Source organism: Acetobacter papayae JCM 25143 (assembly GCF_000613285.1).
Taxonomy (GTDB): Bacteria; Pseudomonadota; Alphaproteobacteria; order Acetobacterales; family Acetobacteraceae; genus Acetobacter; species Acetobacter papayae.
The window spans coordinates 1-2586 of the sequence record NZ_BAIN01000133.1; the positions used below are offsets into that span (position 1 = coordinate 1).

The 2586-nt window shown below is 62.6% G+C and carries 2 protein-coding genes and 1 pseudogene; all 3 read right to left on the bottom strand.

The features are described 5' to 3' along the window. The coding region (locus JCM25143_RS20295; RefSeq protein ID WP_035371499.1) for an ABC transporter ATP-binding protein at positions 1-353 on the bottom strand (353 nt) is incomplete at its 3' end. Between the two features lie 10 nt (positions 354-363). Then, positions 364-1790, bottom strand: a pseudogene (locus tag JCM25143_RS20300) (gamma-aminobutyraldehyde dehydrogenase). Positions 1791-1946: 156 nt separating this feature from the next. Next, positions 1947-2586 (bottom strand): acid phosphatase (locus tag JCM25143_RS14860; RefSeq protein ID WP_025861796.1); only part of this gene is annotated, 640 nt, incomplete at its 5' end.

A 2586-nucleotide genomic window follows, 5' to 3' on the forward strand; every position in this document is an offset into this window, starting at 1 on the left:
TGCCGCTCGGCACGGGCCACGCCGCGCACTTTCATGCCGTAGGCCACGTTGTCCAGCAGGGTCATGTGCGGGAACAGCGCATAGTCCTGAAACATGGTGTTTACGTTGCGGCGGTAGGGCGGCAGGGTGGTAACATCCGCCTCGCCCAGATGAATCTGCCCCGTATCAGGCAGTTCAAACCCGCCGATTAGTCGCAGGGTGGTGGTTTTGCCCGAGCCCGAAGGCCCAAGGAGGGTAAAAAACTCCCCTTGGGCGATTTCAAGGTCAATCCCCCGCAGTACCGTGGCCCCGCGGCCATAGGATTTGGTCAGCCCGTGCAGGCGTACGGCCGAGGTGGGGGCAAGGTCGGTCATGCTGCGGCCCTCAGCCCCACTTGACCATGACATGCCGTGCCACGGTGTAATCTTCCACCGCGCCAAGGCTCAGGTCCTTGCCGTAACCAGACTGGCGGAAACCGCCATGGGGCATTTCGCTGGTGAGCATGAAATGCGTGTTTACCCATGTGCAGCCGTAGCGCAGCCGGGCCGCAGCAGCCATGCCGCGCTGGATATCGCGCGTCCAGACAGAGGAGGCCAGACCATAGGCGGAGGCGTTTACATCGCTGATAACGGCATCCAGGTCGGTGCAGCGCGTGATGGATACAACCGGGCCGAACACCTCGCGCTCCACGATTTCATCCGTAGCTAGTGCGCCCGCCACAACGGTTGGTTCGTAAAAATAGCCGTTGCCGGGGCCCATTTTGCCGCCCGTGGTGATTTCGATATGCTTGAGTTCGGCTGCGCGTTCCACAAAGGCCGCAACGCGTGAGCGCTGGCGGGCGGAAATCAGCGGCGGCATTTCGTTCTGCGCATCGTCTGCATTGCCAAAGCGGATGGTGGAAACCGCAGCGCTCAGGTCTGCTACCAGACGGTCATAGATTTTTTCATGGGCGTAGATACGGCAGGCCGCCGTGCAGTCCTGCCCGGCATTGTAGTAGCCAAAGCCGCGCACGCCTTCGACTACGGCATCGATATCGGCATCGTCATAGACAATGACAGGGGCCTTGCCGCCCAGTTCCAGATGTGTGCGTTTGACCGAGCGCGCCGCCGCCGCAATGACCTTGCGCCCGGTGGCGATATCACCCGTGAGCGACACCATGGCGATATCAGGGTGGTCCAGCAGTTGCTGCCCACGGTGGCACCCCGGCCCAGCACGATGTTGACGACACCGGCGGGGAAAATATCCCCCATGATCTGCCCCAGTGCGAGCAGGCTCAGCGGCGTGTTTTCAGAGGGTTTGATAACGCAGGTGTTACCGGCTGCCAGTGCGGGGCCGAGCTTCCATGCGCCCATCATCAGCGGGTAGTTCCATGGCGCGATTCCCGCCACCACCCCAACCGGGTCGCGGCGCAGCATAGAGGTATGGCCCGCCAGATACTCGCCCGCCACAGGGCCGTGCAGGTTGCGCGCAGCAGCGGCAAAATAGCGGAAACAGTCCGCAATGGCCGGAATTTCATCGGCCAGAACAAGGTGATAGGGCTTGCCGGTGTTCAGGGATTCGATGCGGGCCAGATTTTCGGCCTCGGCTTCGATGGCATCCGCCACTTTCAGCAGGCGGGCCGAGCGCTCCGCCGGGGTGGCCAGAGCCCATGCGGGGAAAGCCTGCACAGCCGCTGCCACGGCGTCATTCACCTGCCCGGCCGAGGCCTCGGGCAGTTCCATGATCACTTCGCCAGTAGCCGGTGCGAAGATGATTTCGCTTTCTCCGACCCCTTCGACAAAACCGCCACCCGATAGCATCTTTGTGAACATTGTTGGCAAACCTCACTGACGCACTGCGGGACAAGCCCCGTTTTTCCGATCTTTCACGAGCCTGACATATGTTTCGGTCTCAAACCAATAGATAATGCCAATGCACGCCATCGGAAAAATCGATGCCTTTTCGGGCGTCAGTAAAGCAGGGTGTGGTTACGGTGCGCCCGCCAGCACGGAATGCTGTGCCGCCTCGGCTTCGCGCGTGCAGCGGGCGGCATCGGGTGGGGTGGCGTTGCGGATGGCTTCGGCCAGTTCGGTCCGGGCCTCGGCCAGCAGGGCCTGTTGCTCGGGAGCGTTTTCAAACCGTTCGAAAAGCAGGCTGCCATCCATGTAGCCCGCCCATACATCGGACGCCCAGTGCACGCCGCAGATCACGCGGCTTTCTCCAAACACCCGTGCGCGCTGCATGAAGGCATCTTCACGCGCAGGTAGCAGGTGGCCCAGCAGCAGGGCGGTGGTCCAGCCTGCCACCGTGTGGCCGGATGGATAGGCATAGCCCAGCCCCGTGCTGGGTGTGCAGACAGGCAGCGTATTGCCCTCGAACGGGCGCGGGCGGGCGTATTGTTCTTTCTGGGCCTTGACGGCGGGTTTGGTCACGGCCTGTAGGGCTGCCAGTGCGGCCACCACATGCGGCAGCCTGTTGGCATCGAGCGTGAAACCCGCAGCACAGGAAAAATCATGCAGCATGGCAGGAAAGGCCAGATCCGCATCCTCGGTGGCCATGCGCCAGCGCGGGCTGTCGCGTAGGGCGCGGGTGGTGGCGAAAATCTGGCGGTCGGCCATGTCCGGCGCG